The organism is Aeromonas sp. BIGb0445 (assembly GCF_024809075.1).
In the GTDB taxonomy this organism is placed as follows: Bacteria; Pseudomonadota; Gammaproteobacteria; order Enterobacterales; family Aeromonadaceae; genus Aeromonas; species Aeromonas rivuli.
The window spans coordinates 228,708-243,717 of the sequence record NZ_JANUES010000004.1 but is presented as its reverse complement, the minus strand read 5'-3'; the positions used below and the strand labels follow the sequence as shown (position 1 = coordinate 243,717).

Below are 15,010 nucleotides of genomic sequence, written 5' to 3'. Positions count from 1 at the left end.
GCTCTACCCATGTCCGCTCACCAATCCCCGATCATTCGTCGTAAATCCAAGCAGATCATGGTGGGTAATGTACCGGTTGGGGGCGATGCCCCCATCACGGTTCAGACCATGACCAACACCAAGACCACAGACGTGGCCGCCACCGTCGAGCAGATCCAGCGCATCGAGCGGGTGGGCGCCGACCTGGTCCGGGTCTCGGTGCCGACCATGGAGGCTGCGGAAGCCTTCAAGCTCATCAAGCAGCAGACCAATATCCCCATCATTGCCGACATCCACTTCGACTATCGTATCGCCTTGAAAGTGGCCGAATACGGCGCCGATTGCCTGCGTATCAACCCGGGCAATATCGGCAGTGAAGAGCGGGTGCGGGCCGTGGTGGCCTGTGCGCGGGACCTCAATATCCCGATCCGCATCGGCGTCAACGGGGGCTCTCTGGAGCGCGATATTCAGGAGAAATATGGCGAGCCGACCGCAGAGGCACTGCTCGAGTCGGCCATGCGCCACGTGGATTACCTGGATCGTCTCAACTTCGATAACTTCAAGGTGAGCGTCAAGGCATCCGATGTCTTCCTCGCCGTGGGGGCCTATCGCCTGCTGGCCAAGCAGATAGACCAGCCTCTGCATCTGGGTATTACCGAAGCGGGTGGCTTTCGGGCCGGCGCCGTCAAATCGGCCATCGGCCTTGGCATGTTGCTGGCCGATGGTATCGGTGACACCCTGCGCATCTCCCTGGCGGCCGATCCGGTGGAGGAGGTCAAGGTCGGCTTCGACATCCTCAAGTCCCTGCGCATTCGCTCCCGTGGCATCAACTTTATCGCCTGTCCCTCCTGCTCCCGTCAGGAGTTCGATGTGATAAGCACGGTCAATGCCCTGGAAGAGCGGCTCGAAGATATCATCACCCCCATGGATGTCTCCATCATCGGCTGCGTGGTCAATGGTCCGGGTGAAGCCCTGGTCTCCGACCTCGGTCTGGCGGGGGCGGCCAACAAGAGCGCCTTTTATGAGGGGGGCCTGCGGGTCGACCGCCTGGACAACAAGGATCTGATCCCCGTGCTGGAGCGCCGTATCCGTGCCCGTGCCGCCATGCTGGATCCCGCTAACCAGATCCGAATAGACAAGGCTTAACCACCCGGCTGATCCCGGTTGGCCAGATCCGATAGAGAAGGCCTGGGTGCCTCGCTGAGCCGGTTCAGCCATCATGCCGCACTGGAACTGCCCCGATTTTACCTCGGGGTCGAAAATCCCTATAATGCGGCCACATTTCACGTCTTTTTCTCGAGTAGCAACGTGGCAAAACAGATTCAAGCGATTCGCGGTATGAATGACTGCCTGCCGGAGCAGAGCCCGGTATGGCAGAAAGTGGAACAGACCCTGCGTCAGGTCGTCGCCAGCTATGGCTATAGCGAAGTGCGCATGCCCATCGTCGAACAGACTCATCTGTTCAAACGCGCCATCGGTGAAGTGACCGACGTGGTCGAAAAAGAGATGTATACCTTTGAGGATCGCAACGGTGACAGCCTCACCCTGCGCCCGGAAGGGACGGCCAGCTGCGTCCGTGCCGGTATCGAGCATGGCTTGCTCTATAACCAGGAACGCCGCATGTGGTATATGGGCCCCATGTTCCGCCACGAGCGCCCCCAGAAGGGCCGCTATCGCCAGTTCCATCAATTCGGTGTCGAGCTGTTTGGGATCAATGGCCCGGACATCGATGCCGAGCTCATCATGCTCACTCACCGTTTGTGGCGCCTGTTTGGCATCCAGGATCATGTCTGCCTGCAGCTCAATACCCTGGGCCAGAGCGAAGAGCGTGCCGCCTATCGCGATGCCCTGGTTGCTTATCTGGAGCAGTACAAGGATGAGCTGGATGAAGATAGCCAGCGCCGCATGTACAGCAACCCGCTGCGGGTGCTCGACTCCAAGAGTGAGCGCGTTCAGGAAATTCTGGTGGGTGCCCCGCGTCTGTTCGATCACCTGGGCGAAGAGAGCCTGGCCCACTTCGAGGGGCTCAAGAGGCTACTCGATACCGCCGGCATTCAATATGAAGTGAATGAGCGGCTGGTGCGTGGTCTCGACTACTACAACCTCACCGTATTCGAGTGGGTCACCAGCAGTCTGGGCGCCCAGGGCACAGTGCTGGCCGGTGGCCGCTACGACGGTCTGGTCGAGCAGCTCGGCGGTCAAGCCACCCCGGCGGTCGGTTTTGCCATGGGCATAGAGCGTCTGGTGCTGATGCTCGAGACCCTCGAGCTCAATGCCGACATCCGCCCTGGGGTGGATGTGTATCTGGCCATGGTCGGCGAGGGGATAGCATCCGCTGGTTTCCAGTTGGCCGAGCGACTGCGCGATGCGTTGCCCGATCTTCGTCTGATGAGCCACTGCGGTGGCGGCAATTTCAAGAAACAGCTCAAACGTGCCGACAAGAGCGGCGCGTCCATTGCCCTGATCCTCGGCGAGTCCGAGGCACAAAACGGGGAAGTGACCATCAAATATCTGCGTGGCCAGGGGGAACAACAGACCCTGAAGGTCGACGCCGTCATTGCCCTGCTGGCAGTCAAAGGAGAGTAAGCCGTGGAAGTTTATACCACCGAAGATCAACAGGTTGAAGTTATCAAGAGCTGGTGGAAAGAGAACGGTACCTCGGTGATTGCCGGGACCGTCATCGGCTTGGTCGGCCTGTTTGGCTGGCGCTATTACAACGAATATCAGCAGACGAGCAAGGAGACAGCTTCTCAGGCTTACAACCAGCTGACCCAGGCCCTGGCCAAGGGGGACGATGCCGCCTTTACCCAGGCGCAGAGCTTCATCGGCGAGCACAAGGGGGAATCCTACAGTGAGCTGGCGGCCCTGCAGCTGGCCGCTGCCGCCGTCAAGGCGGGCAAGCTGGACTTGGCCGAGCAGCAGCTTAGCCAGGTGGTTGCGCAAGGTGACGAGAGCGTACAGCCCATCGCTGGCCTGCGTCTGGCCCGGGTGCTGGGCGATCAGGGCAAGTTTGACGAGGCCCTGGCTCAGCTCGACAAGATCAAGAGCGAGGCCTTCAAGGCGCAGCTTGCCGAAGTGCGCGGCGATCTGTTGCTCAAGCAGGGCAAGCCGGAAGAGGCCCGCGATGCCTATCAGGCGGCGGCCGATGCCGGTGGTCTGCAAGCCAGCCCCGAGCTCAAGCTGAAGATGGACGATCTGGCGCTGCCAGCCAACGTCAATGCAGGAGCGCCGGATGCGTGATCTGAAACGTGACCTCAAACGGGTAGCGCTGGGTACCGCCATCGCCGTGGCGCTGCAAGGTTGTTCCCTGTTCAGCAAGGATGAAGATCTCAACCCCATGGCAGCCTTGCCCCAGGTTGAATCCAGCTTCCAGGCAGATACCCTGTGGAGCAGCTCGGTAGGCGATGGCATTGGCAACTTCTACTCCCAGCTGCGCCCGGCGGTCGAGGATGATGTCATCTATGCCGCCGCCCGTGGCGGTGACGTGACCGCCTTCGAGCGTGCGAGCGGCAAGGAGCTGTGGAGCGTGGACTTGGCGGATCTGCCGGTCAACGCAGACAAGCGCAGCGCCCGCCTCTCCGGTGGTCTGGTGTCTCGTTATGGCAAGCTGTTCCTCGGCTCCGAAAACGGCCAGGTCTATGCCCTGGACGAAAAAGACGGTGCCGTACTCTGGCAGACCACAGTGCCGGGTGAAGTGGTTGCCAGCCCGGCGGTCGAAGATGGCCGGGTCGTGGTACTGACGACCTCGGGTCGTCTGGTCGCGCTGGATAGCGATGAAGGCAAGCTGCAATGGACACTCTCCGAAGAGCAGCCGCCGCTGACCCTGCGCAGCACGGGCTCCCCCGTCATCACCAATGGCGCCGTCTTGTACGGCCGCGCCGATGGCAAGGTGGGCATCGCCCTGCTCAGCAACGGTCAACCGGTGCGCCAGTCCAAGGTTGCCGACCCGCGCGGTGCCACCGAGCTGGATCGCATGGTGGACGTGGATGCCGCTCCGCTCATCGCCGGTGATGAACTCTATGCCATCGCTTACAACGGCCAGTTGATGGCCCGCAAGCTGATGACAGGTGACGAGGTGTGGAAGCGCAAATATTCCGGTTATCGCGACATGGCGGTGAGCGGTGATGCCATCGTGCTGACCGACAGCCGCAGTCACCTGTTTGCCATCGACCGTCGCAACGGTCTGGAGCTGTGGTCCAACACCCAGCTGGAAAATCGCAGCGTCACCGCCCCCGTCGTCTTTGGCGACTATGTGGTGGTGGGCGATGTGGAAGGTTACCTGTATTGGCTGGATCGTACCGATGGGTCCATCAAGGCGATGCAGCAGCTCGATAGCAGTGGTCTCTATGCCGCCCCTCTGGTGGATGAAGATGTACTCTATGTACAGAGCCGTGACGGTAAGTTGTACGCCCTTAAGCGTCCCTAACTGTCCGATATTTTGATTATCCGGCTCCTGGTCTTCGGACCCGGAGCCTTTGTCGTCTTGAGAATGAGGCTTTTATGACTCCTGTAGTAGCCCTGGTGGGCCGCCCCAACGTGGGGAAATCCACCCTGTTCAACCGCCTGACCCGTACCCGGGATGCCCTGGTGGCAGATTTCCCCGGCCTGACCCGGGATCGTAAATACGGCCAGGCGAAGCTGGGCGAGCTGGAATTTATCGTGGTCGATACCGGTGGTATCGATGGCACTGAAGAGGGTATCGAGCTGAAGATGGCCGAGCAATCCCTGCAGGCCATCGAAGAAGCCGATGTGGTGCTGTTCATGGTCGATGCCCGTGCCGGTCTGACCGCCGCGGATCAGGCGATCGCCGAGCACCTGCGCAAGGCCCAGAAGAAGGTGTTCCTGGTCGCCAACAAGACCGACGGCATCGATGGCGATTCCGCCGTGTCCGAGTTCTACTCCCTGGCCCTGGGGGAGGTCTATCAGATAGCCGCCGCCCATGGTCGCGGCGTGCTGAGCCTGCTGGAGCTCTCTTTGGCCCCGCACCTGGAAACCCTGGTCGGTGAAGACGATGTGCAGGAAGAGGAAGAAGAGGACTTCGATGAAGAAGCCCTGCTGCGCATGGTAGCCGCCGGTGATCTGGACACCCGGGAAGACACCAAGGAGACCCCCTTTGCCGACTTGCCTATCAAGTTCGCCATCGTCGGTCGCCCCAACGTCGGTAAATCCACCCTGACCAACCGCATGCTGGGTGAAGACAGGGTCATCGTCTATGACATGCCGGGTACCACTCGCGACTCCATCTATATCCCCATGGAGCGTGATGAGCAGAAATACGTCATCATCGACACCGCCGGTGTGCGTCGTCGTGGCAAGGTGCATGAGACGGTGGAGAAGTTCTCCGTCATCAAGACCCTCAAGGCCATCGAAGATGCCAACGTCTGCCTGCTGGTGATCGATGCCCGCGAGACCATCACCGATCAGGACTTGAGCATCCTGGGCTTCGTGCTCAACACCGGTCGCTCCGTGGTGCTGGTGGTGAACAAGTGGGATGGTCTGGATACCGAGGTGAAGACCAGCATCAAGAATGAGCTGGACCGTCGTCTGGGCTTCATCGATTTCGCCCGGGTGCACTTCATCTCTGCCCTGCACGGTAGCGGGGTCGGCCACCTGTTCGAATCCATCCAGGAGGCGTACCAGTCCGCCACCCGCCGGACCAGCACCGCCATGCTGACCCGCATCATGCAGATGGCCCAGGAAGATCACCAGCCGCCCATGGTCAATGGTCGCCGGGTCAAGCTGAAGTACGCCCATGCCGGTGGTTACAACCCGCCGCGCATCGTCATCCACGGCAACCAGCTCAATGACTTGCCGGATTCCTACAAGCGCTATCTGATCAACTATTTCCGCAAGTCCCTGAAGATCATGGGTACCCCGATCCGGGTCGAGTTCCAGGAGTCGGTCAACCCCTTCGAGGGCAGGAAGAACACCATGACCCTGAGTCAGGAGCGGCAACGTAAGCGCCTGCTCAAGATGAAGAAGTAAGACAACGCGGCTGCCTCAGGGCAGCCGTTTTACATTGATGCAGTGCAATTCCCGCAGGCGCTCCCCATGTTATCTTGACCCTGACAATCGGCAGCAGCCATGCTGATAAGAGAAGGAGCGGGTCTGCGGCAGGCTCAAGCCAGACTCATATTATCAGGAGCATCACCATGAATGATTCCACGCCCAGTTGCCCCGCGTGTGCGGCGGCCCTGGATCCTCGCCATAGCGAACAGCGCTGCCCGGTCTGTCACGCCGAGTTGTGCTTTGAGGCCAGTTGTCCCGATTGTGGCGCCCCGCTGGAGCGGCTGCAGGCATGCGGTGCGGTCGACTATTTCTGTCAGGGGTGCAGCAGCCTCATCTCCAAGCGTCGGGTGATCTATGAGGTCAGGCGGGTAGGGGATGGCGAATAGAGGAGAGGCCATGCAGCCGTTACAGCTCGTCCTTTCAATCGCTCGCCGACCAGCCAAATGAGATAGGAAAGAGGCGCCCACCGGGCGCCTCTTTTATGCAAGTTTGACTCGGCCTCTTGTCGGGCCTGTGTTGGTCTCAGGCCGGATTCACGGCGGCAGCGGCCAGGCGTTTGCGTTTGAACTGGTAACCGATGGCGAGCACCAGTATCCAGACCGGGATCAGCATGACGGAGATCTGGATGCCGGGGGTCAGATACATGATGACCAGGATACCCGCCATGAAGGCGAGGCAGAGGTAGTTGCCAAAGGGGTACCAGAACGCCTTGAACTTAGGCTCGATCCCCTGGGCCTGCTTGGCCTTGCGGAATTTGAGATGAGCGAGGCTTATCATGGCCCAGTTGATGACCAGGGCCGACACCACCAGCGCCATCAGCAGCTCGAAGGCCTTGCCCGGGATCAGGTAGTTGATCAGCACGCACAGCAAGGTGGCACCCGCCGAGATGGAGATGGCGACCATGGGAACACCGCTCTTGCTGGTCTTGAGCAGCGCCTTGGGACCATTGCCCTGCTTGGCCAGGCCAAACAACATCCGGCTGTTGCAGTAGACGCAGCTGTTGTAGACCGAGAGCGCCGCGGTCAGTACCACCATATTGAGCACAGTCGCCACCAGATCGCTGTCCAGGGCATGGAAGATCATCACGAAGGGGCTGCCGCCCTCGACGACTTTGCCCCAGGGGTAGAGGGACATCAGTACTGCCAGGGCGCCGATATAGAAGATGAGGATGCGGTAGATCACCTGGTTGGTGGCCTTGGGAATACTCTTTTGCGGATCGTCGGCTTCGGCGGCAGTGATACCGACCAGCTCCAGACCCCCGAAGGAGAACATGATGACCGCCATGGCCATCACCAGGCCGCTGATACCGTTGGGGAAGAAACCGCCCTGATCCCAGAGGTTGGTCACGCTCGCCTCGGGGCCGCCGCTGCCGCTGGCCAGCAGGTAACCACCAAAGCCAATCATGCCGACGATGGCGACCACCTTGATGATGGCGAACCAGAACTCCATCTCGCCAAATGCCTTGACGTTGGTGAGGTTGATGGCGTTGATCAGCACGAAGAAGAGGGCCGCCGACATCCAGGTCGGGATCTCGGGCCACCAGTACTGGACATAGATGCCGACTGCGGTGAGCTCGGCCATGCTGACCAGCACATAGAGTACCCAGTAGTTCCAACCAGACGCGAAGCCCGCGAAGTCACCCCAGTATTTATAGGCAAAGTGGCTGAAGGAGCCTGCCACCGGCTCTTCCACCACCATCTCGCCGAGCTGGCGCATGATGAGGAAGGCGATGAAGCCGCCGATGGCATAGCCGAGCAGCACTGAGGGGCCGGCCATCTTGATGGTCTGGGCTATCCCCAGAAACAGGCCGGTGCCGATGGCGCCGCCCAGGGCGATGAGCTGGATATGGCGGTTCTTGAGGCCGCGCTTGAGCTCATCGCCTTGTGGTTGAAGATCCATACTGAGTCCTTTTGATTCGTCAGTCCGTCGCTTTCGTCATTTCGTAGCCAAAAGCTGACGTAACCTGTATTTATTTCGTTACATGGTGCCATTTGTTGTTTTTCATGGTGGCTACCAACCGCAGCAGAATAGTGATAAACGACCCGTGTTGCACCTGTTTTTGCTATCATTCGCTGGCTTTTTCGCCTCTCATCAGTCTTTTCTTGAGGTTCTTCTCACTTTTTCTGGTCATTGCTCACTATCTGGTCAACTGATTATGCCGATCTTGATCTTCTGCACTATCCGTGATTAATGGTGGTGAGATTCATTGGAGGCTTTTTGCATCCGCTCCCGCCTTGCCTGCCCATGTCAGTGGCAGGTGGGGCAGGGCAATCAGTGGCAAGAGCGGTATCCATCACTGTTATGACGAGGATAGGCGGGTTCTGGGATGATGAAGATGGTGGGCTGGGTCATGATGGCCCTGTTGTGGGGAGTGCTGTGTCTGGCGCCACTGCTGCTGTTGCTGGCCCTGGGTGTCTTGTTGTGCCTCGGGTTCCTGGCCCAGGCCAGCTGGCCCTGGGTGATGGCGGGGGCTGGCCTGCTCGGCCTTGGACTGGGGATCTGGCTGGCGGAGCGGGTGCGCGGTGGTTATGGTTTGATCTCCTTCTACGGCAAACTGATGAGTAACCGTGAGCTTAACCTGCCCAAGAGCTGACAACGGGAGGGGAACCCGGGGTGTTTCCCCGGCCAGCCCTATGACAAAGAGCCCTGAACCCGCGTTGGCGGGAACAGGGCTCTTTGCATGGCAAGCTGGGCTGACTTTTGTTGCGGATGAGCGCCGCTCTCAATAGAGCTGGCGGCGCATGCCGGTGCCCTCGAGGATCTTGGCGCTGATCTCCTCCACCGAGTGGGCGCTGGTATCGAGGAAGCGGATCGCCTCCTGGCGATAGAGGCGCTCGACGCTCGCCAGCTCCTGCTGGCACTGCTCCAGGGAGGAGTAACGACTGTTGGCCCGGCGCTGGTTGCGGATCTCATGGAGCCTGTCCGGGGTGATGGTCAGCCCGAACAACTTGTGGCGATTGGCTTTGAGGGCGGCGGGCAGCTCCAGAGCCTGCATGTCCTGTTCGATGAAGGGGTAGTTGGCGGCCCGCACGCCAAATTGCAGCGCCAGATAGAGGCTGGTCGGTGTCTTGCCGCAACGGGAGACGCCGATGAGGATGATGTCCGCCTCGTCATACTCCTTGGTGGTGATGCCATCGTCGTTCGCCAGGGCAAAGTTGACCGCCTCGATGCGGTCGTCATAGAGCTTGCGGTTCTCCATGCCGTGGGTGCGATGCAGACGCGGGGTGGCCTTGATGCCAAGCTCTTGCTCCAGGGGACTGACGAAGGTGTTGAGAAAGTCATGGCTGCTGGCGTGGGCTTTGAGCACCTCTTCACGCACCTGCGGGTCGACGATGGTGTGGAACAGTATGGGGCGAACCCCGGTTTGGCGGAACTGCTCGTCGATGCGCATGCGGACCAGACGCGCCTTCTCCAGGGTCTCCACGAAAGGGATGGTGACCTGCTCGAAGATCATGGGAAATTGGCTGAGTACCGCGTGGCCAAACACCTCGGCGGTGATGGCAGTGCCATCTGAAACATAAAAAACGGTGTGCACTGGCCGCTCCCTTTTTACTTGCTGCGAAGAAAGTATCTCTCGATACCAAACGACTATTGTCAACCGATCTGCCGTTTCCAAGTTGTGAACTCGGTTGCAAACCTGAATCGTTACCTTTTTGTGTTCGCATTGTAGAATGTCTGTGTCATTCGGCCTATCCCCAAATCTTGCGTGGGGATTTTTTTGACCGGGAGAAGAAAACGTTTTCTCGGCGGGCGGCGACAGCACAAACTAACAAAAAAAGCACACAACAAGGCACAGATGGTGCACCGGCACCCTGGCCCACCAACCTGGAGACATGCAAATGCAACAGTACGTACTTTGGTACGAACAACTCGGAATGCAAGATGTAGAACGAGTCGGCGGCAAGAATGCATCCCTTGGCGAGATGATCAGCAACCTGTCTGGTGCCGGTGTGTCCGTGCCGGGTGGGTTTGCTACCACGGCGTTTGCTTTTAATGAGTTTCTGGAGCGCAGCGGGCTCAATGATCAGATCCATGACTTGCTCGACCGTCTGAATGTGGATGACATCGCGGCCCTCGGCGCCGCCGGTAACCAGATCCGTCAGTGGGTGATCGATGCCCCCTTCCAGCCGGAGCTGGAAGAGGCCATCCGCAGCGCCTATGACAAGCTCAGTGCCGGGCTGGAGGCCTCCTTTGCGGTGCGCTCCTCCGCCACCGCCGAAGACATGCCGGATGCTTCTTTCGCGGGCCAGCAGGAGACCTTCCTCAACGTGCGCGGCATCGATGCCGTCATGACCGCCGTCAAGCATGTGTTTGCCTCCCTGTTCAACGATCGCGCCATCTCCTACCGGGTGCACCAGGGCTATGACCACAAGGGTGTAGCCCTCTCCGCCGGCATCCAGCGCATGGTGCGCTCGGACTTGGCCGCCTCCGGTGTCATGTTCACCCTGGATACCGAATCGGGTTTCAACGATGTGGTCTTCATCACCGGCAGCCAGGGGTTGGGGGAGATGGTGGTGCAGGGTGCGGTCAATCCGGACGAGTTCTATGTCCATAAGCCGACCCTGAAAGCGGGTCGCCCCGCCGTGGTGCGCAAGACCTTGGGATCCAAGCTGCTCAAGATGACCTACTCCAGCGATGCGGGTCATGGCCGTCAGGTCAAGATTGAAGATACCCAGGAGGCGGAGCGCAACCAGTTCTGCATCAACAATGACGAGGTGATGGAGCTGGCCAAGCAGGCGCTCATCATCGAGCAACACTATGGCCGTCCCATGGACATCGAGTGGGCCAAAGATGGTCAGGATGGCAGGCTCTACATCGTCCAGGCTCGTCCCGAGACGGTACGCAGTCGCCAGGAGGCCAACACCCTCGAACGTTTTGCCCTCAAGCAGGCGGGCAAGGTGTTGATCGAAGGGCGTGCCATCGGTCACAAGATAGGGGCGGGCCCGGCCCGGGTCATCAGCTCCATCAGCCAGATGGACGAAGTGCAACCCGGTGACGTGCTGGTCACCGACATGACGGATCCGGACTGGGAGCCCATCATGAAGCGGGCCTCGGCCATCGTCACCAACCGCGGTGGCCGCACCTGCCACGCCGCCATCATCGCCCGCGAGCTGGGTATCCCCGCCGTGGTCGGCTGTGGCGATGCCACGGATCACATTGCGCCGGGCCAGCTCATCACCGTCTCCTGCGCCGAGGGCGATACCGGCTTCATCTATGATGGCCAGCTCGACTTCGAGGTGGCGGTGACACAAGTGGGCAACATGCCGCGCCTGCCCATCAAAGTGATGATGAACGTCGGCAACCCGGACAGAGCCTTCGACTTTGCCCAGTTGCCCAACGCCGGTGTGGGTCTGGCGCGACTCGAGTTCATCATCAACCGCATGATAGGGGTACACCCCAAGGCCCTGCTGGAATTTGACAAGCAGAGCCCGGCGCTGCAGGCCACCATCACCAAGATGATCGCCGGCTACGAGAGCCCCCGCGAGTACTACATCGCCAAATTGACCGAAGGCATCGCCACCCTGGCCGCCGCCTTCTGGCCGGAGCGGGTGATAGTGCGGATGTCGGACTTCAAGTCCAACGAGTACGCGAATCTGGTGGGGGGCCGTGGCTACGAGCCCCATGAAGAGAACCCCATGATAGGCTTCCGCGGTGCCTCCCGTTACATCGCCGACAGCTTCCGTCCCTGTTTCGCCCTCGAATGCGAGGCGATGAAGCGGGTGCGCGATGTGATGGGGCTGACCAACGTCGAGGTGATGATCCCCTTCGTGCGCACCGTGGGTGAAGCCGAGCAGGTGATCGAGATCCTGGCCGAGAATGGTCTGCGCCGTGGCGAGCGGGGTCTGAAAGTCATCATGATGTGTGAACTGCCCTCCAACGCCCTGTTGGCGGATCAGTTCCTGCAGCACTTCGATGGCTTCTCCATCGGCTCCAACGACATGACCCAGCTCACCCTGGGACTGGACAGGGATTCCGGCCTCATCGCCCACCTGTTCGACGAGCGCAACGATGCGGTCAAGGCGCTGCTGGCGATGGCAATCCAGGCCGCCCGCAAGGCGGGCAAGTATGTCGGCATCTGCGGTCAGGGCCCGTCCGATCACCCGGACTTCGCCGCCTGGCTGGTGGAGCAGGGCATCGACTCGGTGTCGCTCAACCCCGATACGGTCGTCGATACCTGGCTCTATCTGGCCGAGCAGCACAAGGCCGGCTAAGTCAGCCAATCCGCTCTCGATACAACGGCGCCGCAAGGGCGCCGTTTTTTATGGGTTGCCAGCCGGATCTCTATTCAGGCAAGAGCCCTTGCTGGCGGATAAGCCCGGCCAGGCTCGCCGCTATGCCGTCATGCTCGGCGGCGGTCGGGTGCCAGAGGCAGCCTGAGTTGTCGGAGCGCATCTGCTCGATCAGCACGGGAGGATCCCCCAGCAGGGCGAGCTGTTGCTGCAACCGGATCAGGGTCTGGTTCAGCCGGTCATGGGGCCAGAGATACTGGCCCATCAGGATGATGGGGGGGCTGTCGTAGCGCTGGCGCAGATCCCGCAGCAGCTCGACATAGCCATCGATCCAGGCCTGCTGGAAGCTCTCCTGATCCGGCCAGGGTTCGTGGGGTTGCAGCTCGGAGCTGAAGTCATTGGTGCCGAGTTCGACGACGATCAGCACCGGGTGTTGACTCTCGAAATCCGTGCCCCCCTGATAGACGGCGCCTGCCTTGTCCAGATAATGGGGCAGGGCATGCTGGGGCTGGTTGCCGTCCCAGTTGCGCAAGAGTCCGAGCCCCGAGTAGGAGACCTGGCTATGGGTGGCCCCGAGCAGCGCCGCCGTTTTGGCCGGGAAGGCAAGCCTGGCGTTGGAGCTGTTGAGGTTCTCCTCCCAACTGCATTCGCGCTTGCTCGACTCGCTGCCCATGCCGGCGCTGATGGAGTCACCGACAAACAGCAGGTGGGGCTTTTGCTGCCAGAGGCCGCTCACTACTCCGTCGGTGACCAGGGCGTCCAGGGTCAGCATGGCGTCATAGGTTTCGGTGCGTTTGACCAGCTCGACCTTGACCGAGCGAGGCGTCGGCCACTGCAGCAGGGGATAGGTGTGCATGCCCTGGCCGGTCTTGATGACGCCTTGCAATTGGTCATCGATCAGCAGATCGAACTGGCTCTGCTGGCCGTCCATGGCGATGGCGAGCTCCCGTCCCTCGAAGCGAAAGGTGAGCCGGGTCGCCGGCCAGTTGAGCCGCACGTCCTGTTTGACCCAGTCGCGTACGATGCGTCCCTCGTAATTGAGGCGATGATCCGTGGCTTCAATGCGGGCGCCCTGTGCCTCGGCGGCCAGTCCCATGGCGGCGAGCAGGAGGAGTCCTTTCACTGTCTTCATGCTGATCCCTGTGCTGTTTCATTGAGTGGGGGCAGGGAAGGCCATGACGCCGGCGCCGATCCCGTGCACGATGGGAACCGATCAGGCATACGCCACCATCGCTGCCATTTGACGCCCAGCAAATGGGCGCCGAATGAAGATAGATGGAGAGGTGCTGTGCATAAAAGCAGCATCGTCAGGATCTGTGGGGGCCATCAAACTTTTTACTCAAAGATTAATAAGTGTCCCCTCAGCCCGCTGTCCCATCAGGGCCAGGCCATTCGTGAGGAAGGAATGCGGGGCAGCCGAGCAGGATCCACCAGAGGAAGTAGCAGATCACGACGCCTGCCCAGAGCCAAGCCAAATAGCGACGAGTGAGCGCCATGCCGAGCATGCTCACCGCCAGTGCGACCTGGAAAGCGATCAGCCCAAATATAAAGGGCGCCATGCTCTCCATCATGGCGCTTATCTCACCAGGGCCAGGATCTGGCGAAACGCCGGATGGCGGCAATCCCCCAGCAACTCATAGAGGCACATCTCCACCGAGCTGAGCCGTGCCCCCAATGCCGCCAATTGATCGACGGCCACCGCCTTGTTGGCGGCAGTGCGCGACGACACCGCATCTACCACCAATGATACCTGGGCGCCCTCGTCCAACAGCCCCTGCACCGTCTGGTAGACGCAGATATGGGCCTCGATGCCGCACACCAGCCAGTGGGTCACCCCGGTTTCGCTGATCGCCGCCGCCACCTGCGGCTCCCCCAGGGCGCCGAAGCTGAACTTGGGCAGCACCTGTGTCCCGGCTTGCAGCGGCTGCAGCTCGGGCACCGTGGCCCCGAGCTTGTCCGGGTTCTGCTCCAGCCAGATCACCGGCAAGCCCAGCGCCCGGGCGCCTTGCACCAGCCGGGCGGTGTTGGCGATGAGGGACTCGCTCCCCTCGACGAGGCGGGCCAGCTTGCCCTGAATATCGACGACCAGCAGGCCTGTGGTGGAGGTGATCAACATGGTGACTCCTTAGCAAGGGATCGCGTGCTAGGTGGCCCGCGAACGGCATGGGGAGCGGCGAGCAGGCTCGGCGCGATACCCCTTTTTATATAGAGAGAAACAAATTGTTACCAGAGCGCCAGTGACGCACCGGGCGGACGGCGCTAGAGTCGGGCCATGAAAAAGCACCTGACAGTGCTAAGACCAGTGTCGCCAAATTTGGCAACGAATCCGGCCGAACGAGTGGGAAGATCTTGTTATTAAAGCAGTTCCAGCCCTTGTTCAAGAGTGCGCCGCGATTAACTTAACGATGGGAATCACCATGAAGAAAATCATTCTGCTTATGTCCGTCGCTGGTCTGATGGCCGGTTGTTCCAGCCCTGCCCAGCGCATGGCGGACTGCCAGGCGCAGGGGATCAGCAAGGATACCTGCTACCTGGCAGAGCAAAATCGCCAGACTGCCATCCTCGGCGCCGCCGAGAAGCAGGCGATGGAGAACGCCAGCAAGGCGGTCAAGTAAGGCGTTGTCGGTTCAATCCGTCGGTGTATTCCCAAAGCCCTGGTGTCGATGACGCCGGGGCTTTTTGCTATGGAGGGCATGGCGCCCGCACGGTCGGACTGCGCTACTCGTCGCCCAGACGGAAGGGCACCAAATGACCATCCTATGCCGGATGAGGCCGGGATGGCGAGATCCTGC

Annotated in this window: 14 protein-coding genes; 9 read left to right on the top strand and 5 right to left on the bottom strand. The window is 60.5% G+C overall.

Going from position 1 to position 15,010, the window contains the following annotated elements; all coding sequences use genetic code 11:
* Positions 1-9 precede the first annotated feature (9 nt).
* The 6 genes from ispG (at position 10) to M2367_RS11030 (ending at position 6,374) form a co-directional block, all read left to right on the top strand.
* Positions 10-1,125: a flavodoxin-dependent (E)-4-hydroxy-3-methylbut-2-enyl-diphosphate synthase gene (ispG, locus tag M2367_RS11055; protein ID WP_042043762.1), complete on the top strand. Its 1,116-nt coding sequence runs from the start codon at positions 10-12 to the stop codon at positions 1,123-1,125.
* Between the two features lie 162 nt (positions 1,126-1,287).
* Positions 1,288-2,565 (top strand): histidine--tRNA ligase, encoded by a 1,278-nt coding sequence (gene hisS, locus M2367_RS11050; RefSeq protein WP_259236698.1) that lies wholly within the window; start codon positions 1,288-1,290, stop codon positions 2,563-2,565.
* A gap of 3 nt (positions 2,566-2,568) precedes the next feature.
* The gene (locus M2367_RS11045; protein ID WP_259236697.1) at positions 2,569-3,219 is read left to right on the top strand and encodes a tetratricopeptide repeat protein; all 651 of its coding nucleotides are present in this window, start codon (positions 2,569-2,571) and stop codon (positions 3,217-3,219) included.
* The gene (bamB, locus tag M2367_RS11040) at positions 3,212-4,405 is read left to right on the top strand and encodes an outer membrane protein assembly factor BamB (protein ID WP_042043765.1); all 1,194 of its coding nucleotides are present in this window, start codon (positions 3,212-3,214) and stop codon (positions 4,403-4,405) included. Before M2367_RS11045 ends, bamB begins: the two co-directional genes overlap by 8 nt.
* Positions 4,406-4,479: 74 nt before the next feature.
* Positions 4,480-5,964: a ribosome biogenesis GTPase Der gene (gene der, locus M2367_RS11035; protein WP_042043766.1), complete on the top strand. Its 1,485-nt coding sequence runs from the start codon at positions 4,480-4,482 to the stop codon at positions 5,962-5,964.
* A 167-nt stretch (positions 5,965-6,131) separates the two neighbouring features.
* Positions 6,132-6,374 (top strand): zinc ribbon domain-containing protein, encoded by a 243-nt coding sequence (locus tag M2367_RS11030; protein WP_042043767.1) that lies wholly within the window; start codon positions 6,132-6,134, stop codon positions 6,372-6,374.
* A gap of 136 nt (positions 6,375-6,510) precedes the next feature.
* Here M2367_RS11030 and M2367_RS11025 read toward each other — a convergent pair whose 3' ends face one another.
* Positions 6,511-7,887, bottom strand: a complete 1,377-nt coding sequence (locus M2367_RS11025) for an amino acid permease (protein WP_224432698.1) — start codon at positions 7,885-7,887, stop codon at positions 6,511-6,513.
* Between the two features lie 427 nt (positions 7,888-8,314).
* Between M2367_RS11025 and M2367_RS11020 the strand changes: the two genes are divergently transcribed.
* On the top strand, positions 8,315-8,581 hold the full coding sequence (locus tag M2367_RS11020; RefSeq protein ID WP_042043769.1) for a hypothetical protein: 267 nt from the start codon (positions 8,315-8,317) through the stop codon (positions 8,579-8,581).
* Between the two features lie 129 nt (positions 8,582-8,710).
* On the opposite strand, the gene M2367_RS11015 is transcribed toward M2367_RS11020, so the two are convergent.
* Positions 8,711-9,523, bottom strand: coding sequence for a pyruvate, water dikinase regulatory protein (locus M2367_RS11015; protein WP_042043770.1), 813 nt, complete (start codon positions 9,521-9,523; stop codon positions 8,711-8,713).
* A gap of 304 nt (positions 9,524-9,827) precedes the next feature.
* On the opposite strand from M2367_RS11015, the gene ppsA reads away from it, so the two are divergent.
* Positions 9,828-12,200 carry a phosphoenolpyruvate synthase gene (gene ppsA / locus M2367_RS11010; protein WP_042043771.1) on the top strand — a complete coding sequence of 791 codons (2,373 nt, stop codon included), beginning with the start codon at positions 9,828-9,830 and terminating at the stop codon, positions 12,198-12,200.
* Positions 12,201-12,270: 70 nt separating this feature from the next.
* On the opposite strand, the gene M2367_RS11005 is transcribed toward ppsA, so the two are convergent.
* The 3 genes from M2367_RS11005 to M2367_RS10995 form a co-directional block, all read right to left on the bottom strand.
* Positions 12,271-13,350: an SGNH/GDSL hydrolase family protein gene (locus tag M2367_RS11005; RefSeq protein ID WP_259236695.1), complete on the bottom strand. Its 1,080-nt coding sequence runs from the start codon at positions 13,348-13,350 to the stop codon at positions 12,271-12,273.
* 229 nt (positions 13,351-13,579) lie between these two features.
* Positions 13,580-13,789, bottom strand: coding sequence for a hypothetical protein (locus tag M2367_RS11000; RefSeq protein WP_224432701.1), 210 nt, complete (start codon positions 13,787-13,789; stop codon positions 13,580-13,582).
* Between the two features lie 5 nt (positions 13,790-13,794).
* Positions 13,795-14,334: an isochorismatase family protein gene (locus M2367_RS10995; RefSeq protein WP_224432702.1), complete on the bottom strand. Its 540-nt coding sequence runs from the start codon at positions 14,332-14,334 to the stop codon at positions 13,795-13,797.
* A gap of 301 nt (positions 14,335-14,635) precedes the next feature.
* On the opposite strand from M2367_RS10995, the gene M2367_RS10990 reads away from it, so the two are divergent.
* Positions 14,636-14,833, top strand: coding sequence for a hypothetical protein (locus M2367_RS10990; RefSeq protein WP_042652500.1), 198 nt, complete (start codon positions 14,636-14,638; stop codon positions 14,831-14,833).
* Positions 14,834-15,010 lie beyond the last annotated feature (177 nt).

Coding starts and splice junctions, on each gene's coding strand:
- ispG (WP_042043762.1), top strand. CDS start 10: ATGTCCGCTCACCAATCCCCGATCATTCGTCGTAAATCCAAGCAGATC.
- bamB (WP_042043765.1), top strand. CDS start 3,212: ATGCGTGATCTGAAACGTGACCTCAAACGGGTAGCGCTGGGTACCGCC.
- der (WP_042043766.1), top strand. CDS start 4,480: ATGACTCCTGTAGTAGCCCTGGTGGGCCGCCCCAACGTGGGGAAATCC.
- M2367_RS11030 (WP_042043767.1), top strand. CDS start 6,132: ATGAATGATTCCACGCCCAGTTGCCCCGCGTGTGCGGCGGCCCTGGAT.
- M2367_RS11025 (WP_224432698.1), bottom strand. CDS start 7,887: ATGGATCTTCAACCACAAGGCGATGAGCTCAAGCGCGGCCTCAAGAAC.
- M2367_RS11020 (WP_042043769.1), top strand. CDS start 8,315: ATGATGAAGATGGTGGGCTGGGTCATGATGGCCCTGTTGTGGGGAGTG.
- ppsA (WP_042043771.1), top strand. CDS start 9,828: ATGCAACAGTACGTACTTTGGTACGAACAACTCGGAATGCAAGATGTA.
- M2367_RS11005 (WP_259236695.1), bottom strand. CDS start 13,350: ATGAAGACAGTGAAAGGACTCCTCCTGCTCGCCGCCATGGGACTGGCC.
- M2367_RS11000 (WP_224432701.1), bottom strand. CDS start 13,789: ATGATGGAGAGCATGGCGCCCTTTATATTTGGGCTGATCGCTTTCCAG.
- M2367_RS10995 (WP_224432702.1), bottom strand. CDS start 14,334: ATGTTGATCACCTCCACCACAGGCCTGCTGGTCGTCGATATTCAGGGC.
- M2367_RS10990 (WP_042652500.1), top strand. CDS start 14,636: ATGAAGAAAATCATTCTGCTTATGTCCGTCGCTGGTCTGATGGCCGGT.